Raw genomic sequence first — 3,853 nt, forward strand, 5'->3', positions numbered from 1 at the left:
TGAGCTTGCTCTTGCTTGCGACTTTCTGGTCGCGGCGGAGGATGCGACATTTTTCGCCGTTGAGATCCGTTCGGGCAACATTCCGTTGGCGGGCGGGCTACAGCGGCTCGCAGAACGGGTTGGGCGCGCCCGCGCCGCTAAGCTCGCTCTATTGGGTGAGCCGTTCAGCGGCATCATCGCGGGCGATCTGGGCATTGCTACGCTCGTGGTGCCTGAAGCCAATTTGGATGAAACGAGCCGTAAGCTCGTGGACAAGCTCGCGAACGGCCCAACCAAGGCTTATGCGGCAGCGCGCACGCTTCTCAAAGCGTGGTCGGCGGGAGGCATCGCCGCAGCGGACGTGATGATGCTCGACGTGGCGATCGACCTCTTTAGGACCGAAGACACGACAAAAGGCATTCTCAATTCAGCGAAAGCTATCCAAGCCGGCGTCCAGCCGTCTCCTCTGACATTTTTGGGAAGGTAGCGCCCGGACTTGGGCGTCCGCACAAACGTTGACCAGGGACGAAGACCATGAAACTTCTTCACATCGACTCAAGCATCACGGGCGCTAACTCGGCTTCGCGCCAGCTTTCGGCAGCGTCGGTCGCTGCACTGAAAGCGGCGATCCCAGGTCTCGAAGTGATCCGGCGTGACCTCGACGCCAATCCGATTCCGCACCTTGATAGCAAGCGCCTCCCGACCGTCCGGCCAGCGAATGCACCTGAAGGTGCGGTCGGAATTGCAGACGAGGGTGGCAGCGACGTGCTCGACGAGTTCCTTAGCGCCGACATCCTCGTCATCGGCGCACCGATGTATAATTTTGGTATCCCGAGCCAACTCAAGGCATGGATCGACCGCATCGCGATCGCCGGCAAAACCTTCAGCTACACGGCGGACGGGCCAATCGGGCTGGCCGGCGGCAAGCACGTGATCGTCGCCTCGTCGCGCGGCGGTCTTTACGCACCGGGAATGCCGTTCGAGGCGAACGACTTCCAGGAGAAGTATCTGCGCGCGATCTTCGCCTTCCTCGGCATCGGCGACATCGAAATCATCCGCGCCGAAGGGCTTGCGCTCAGCCCCGCGCATCGGGAAGCGGCACTGAACACTGCCCATGCGACCATTCCCACCAGCGTCGCCGCGAGAAAGGCCCGTCGCGCGGCATGACGGATACGGCGGAGCGTCCGCTACGGAGATAACCTATGCCCGACCATATCCGCGAACTGCTTCACCGCAACCTTCAAGAAGTCTTCGGCGAGGGTAATGCGGCGCGCCGCCGAGCAGCGATTGAGAGCCTCTATACCGAAGACTGCGCGCTGTATGCGCCACCCGGCATATTCGTCGGCCCCGAAGCCCTCGACAAGTTTGCTGGCGATCTCCGCACGACCCATCCGCACTTCGTTTACACCCCCCACGGCGAGGCCCAGACCCTCCACAATGCCGGGCGGCTGGCGTGGGGATCGGGGCCGCGCGGCGAGCCGCCCAACTATACAGGCTTGGATGTGGTCATCGTCCGCGATGGAAAGATCGCGGCGCTTTATGTGTTCCTCGATCCCGTACAGTCGTAGAGGGTGACCTGTTTGCGGGTGCTGCCTGCGGAGCCGTGAAGCCTCGCCCGTCGTCACGGCCGCTTTGGGGCATGAAGAGCCATTCCCGGCGCGAAGGCTGAGTGACCGAGAAGGGCCCGGCTTGTCCAGGCCACCCATGTCACCGTGATGCGTGAGTGTTCATGGGTCCCCCGCATTCCGCCGCTAAAGCGGCTCCAGCGGGGATGGGTGAACCTCCAGTTCGCTGAAGTGTCCGGCGAAGGCCAGGTGCTGCTCGGTGGTGATGTCCTGGTCGCGGAAGAACAGCACCTTCCAGTCCAATAGCGCCGCGCGCAGCGCCGACAGGGTGGCGTCATCCTGCGGTTCGGCCAGGTCGAGGCCATGCACCTCGGCGCCGACGGTCGGGGTCAGGGGCGCGATCTCCAGACCGAGCACGGTCAGGTTGCGGGCGAGCTGGTTCATGACGATCTCCCAAGGTCGGGCGGCCTTTGGTGGGCCTGTTGCACAGAGCCTACGCCGCGATTTCCGCCGAGGCGAGAGGGCCCGCTCAGGCTGGGCCCGGCGAAATAGCCCGCGCGCGGGAAATGCACGTTCAGCTCACCGACAGCGGGATCCTCGCGGGCGATGACGATCCGCTCGGGGTTGGCGGCCACCAGAACGCCCTCGATGCGGTCGCGGCCATAATCGTCGGCCATGACGAACACCTTGCCCCCCGGCGCCACGCCGATGGGATCGGTCGGATCATGGTCGATTCCGCCCCTGGGTTCGGCCGCCTTGGCGATGTCGAGCGCGGCCTTGGAGTCCAGTTCGGTAGACCTCCCATGCCCTACCGCCTTGACCCGCGCTTTCCAGGCCTGGGTTTCGCCCATGCCCTGCAGCAGCTCGGCGGCCACATCGGGCAGGTTCCGCTCCAAAAACCAGATGTTCATATAGGCGGCCACATCGGCCAGCCCCGGGGCGAAACCGGACAGCCAGGCGGCGTTGGACTGCAGTTGCTGTTCCAGCCATCCGATCTGAGCGCGCCACTGGGCCTTGAGCGGATGGACGGCCGCTTTCATGGCCTTGGGGTCGAACGGGCGGCCGGCCAGCTGTTCGCGATCCTTCAGGAAGGCTTCGGGTACACTGTCGCCGATGGTGCCGAAGATGATCGGCATCGTGGTGTGGAAGAACAGCCGGTCGGCCCACCAGTTGACCGCCCAGTCCAGGCCGCTGGCCAGTTTCGGTGGCGGCCCGATCCGTTCGATTTCGGCCAGAATCACCTGGGTGTCGCAAAAGACGTCGGCGCCGATCTGGGCCACCGGCGTGCGGCGATAGCCGCCGGTCAGAGGCAGAACGTCCGGTTTCGGCATCATGTTGGGGATATGAACCGAGCGCCAGGCTATTCCTTTTACGCCCAACGCAACTCTGATCTTCTCCGAGAAGGGTGAGGGGTCGTTGTGATGCAGGATCAAGGTCTCGGCCATGGCGTTTACTCGAAGGTGGGGCTGAAGCGGATGTTGTCGGCCTCAAGGCCCTTGACCACTACCTCCAGCCCGCCCGACTTGATCATCCACTCCAGGCGATGATCGCGGTATTCGCGCTTGAACAGCCCTTTTTCCACCAGGCTGGCGGCGTCGGTCATGGACAGGCGCGGCGCGGCCATCTCCTCGATGGTCATCGCCACCGACGGGCGGGCGTTGGCCCGCTCCAGCCAGGCCGACAGCTTCAAGCCCCTGGCCGGCGGAGGAGCGCCGCCCAGCGAGCGGTTCAAATACGGGACGACCGAAAGGTCGCCCCAGCCGAAGGCCTCGCCATTGAACCACTCTCGCTCGCCCAGCTCCCGCTCCAGCCAGGCGAAGAAGCCCTCGGTCTGGGTCTTGGCGCTGGCGCGCAGGGTCTCGGCCAGCTCGCCTTCGGCGCGGCGAAACCAGTTCAGCTCGGCCAGGCCCCAGGCGATGGGCTCAAAATGGGTGTCCATCACCTCTTCCACCATGCGCACCCGCGCCCGCTCGGCGGCGCTGGCCGGCAGCATGGCCGGGCTCGGGAACTTGTCCTCGAGATATTCCAGGATGATGGTGGAATCGAAGATGGCGACCTCACCGTCCACCAGGGCCGGCACCTCGCCGCGCGGGCTTATCCTGGCGAAATCGCCTTCTAGGATGGGGCCGGCACCCAAGCCGACCGGCGCGGCGAATTCGAAATTCAGCCCCTTTTCGCGCATAGCGATCTTGACCTTCTGGGCGTAGGGCGATAGTTGATGTTCATAGAGGATGATCATGGCAGGTTCGTGAGGGTTGCTAGTCTCAGGCGAGGCATTGCGGGCTATATCCACAATTTGGGGTTTCATG

At 64.1% G+C, this 3,853-nt stretch carries 6 protein-coding genes; 3 read left to right on the top strand and 3 right to left on the bottom strand.

Features of this window, described 5'->3' with window-relative positions; translation table 11 throughout:
* From VGI62_RS04150 to VGI62_RS04160, 3 genes are all read left to right on the top strand, one after another.
* Positions 1-466, top strand: a 466-nt coding sequence (locus VGI62_RS04150) for an enoyl-CoA hydratase/isomerase family protein (RefSeq protein ID WP_331503128.1), incomplete at its 5' end; no start/stop codon positions are given.
* A 47-nt stretch (positions 467-513) separates the two neighbouring features.
* A complete protein-coding gene (locus tag VGI62_RS04155; protein ID WP_331503129.1) occupies positions 514-1,146 on the top strand; it encodes an FMN-dependent NADH-azoreductase in 633 nt (210 codons plus the stop codon).
* Positions 1,147-1,181: 35 nt separating this feature from the next.
* On the top strand, positions 1,182-1,547 hold the full coding sequence (locus VGI62_RS04160; protein ID WP_331503130.1) for a nuclear transport factor 2 family protein: 366 nt from the start codon (positions 1,182-1,184) through the stop codon (positions 1,545-1,547).
* 183 nt (positions 1,548-1,730) lie between these two features.
* Here the strand turns inward: VGI62_RS04160 and VGI62_RS04165 are convergent, their stop codons facing one another.
* The 3 genes from VGI62_RS04165 to VGI62_RS04175 form a co-directional block, all read right to left on the bottom strand.
* Complete coding sequence (locus tag VGI62_RS04165; protein ID WP_331503131.1) at positions 1,731-1,988, bottom strand: TauD/TfdA dioxygenase family protein; 258 nt, start codon at positions 1,986-1,988, stop codon at positions 1,731-1,733.
* On the bottom strand, positions 1,985-2,989 hold the full coding sequence (locus VGI62_RS04170; protein WP_331503132.1) for a glutathione S-transferase family protein: 1,005 nt from the start codon (positions 2,987-2,989) through the stop codon (positions 1,985-1,987). The genes VGI62_RS04165 and VGI62_RS04170 overlap by 4 nt, the downstream gene beginning before the upstream one ends.
* A 5-nt stretch (positions 2,990-2,994) precedes the next feature.
* On the bottom strand, positions 2,995-3,853 hold an 859-nt coding region (locus tag VGI62_RS04175), incomplete at its 5' end, for a glutathione S-transferase family protein (RefSeq protein ID WP_331503133.1).

It is taken from the genome of Phenylobacterium sp. (assembly GCF_036495085.1).
Taxonomy (GTDB): domain Bacteria; phylum Pseudomonadota; class Alphaproteobacteria; order Caulobacterales; family Caulobacteraceae; genus Phenylobacterium.

Excerpts from the sequence above, each read along its gene's own strand:
- VGI62_RS04155 (WP_331503129.1), top strand. The coding sequence starts at position 514 with ATGAAACTTCTTCACATCGACTCAAGCATCACGGGCGCTAACTCGGCT.
- VGI62_RS04160 (WP_331503130.1), top strand. The coding sequence starts at position 1,182 with ATGCCCGACCATATCCGCGAACTGCTTCACCGCAACCTTCAAGAAGTC.
- VGI62_RS04165 (WP_331503131.1), bottom strand. The coding sequence starts at position 1,988 with ATGAACCAGCTCGCCCGCAACCTGACCGTGCTCGGTCTGGAGATCGCG.
- VGI62_RS04170 (WP_331503132.1), bottom strand. The coding sequence starts at position 2,989 with ATGGCCGAGACCTTGATCCTGCATCACAACGACCCCTCACCCTTCTCG.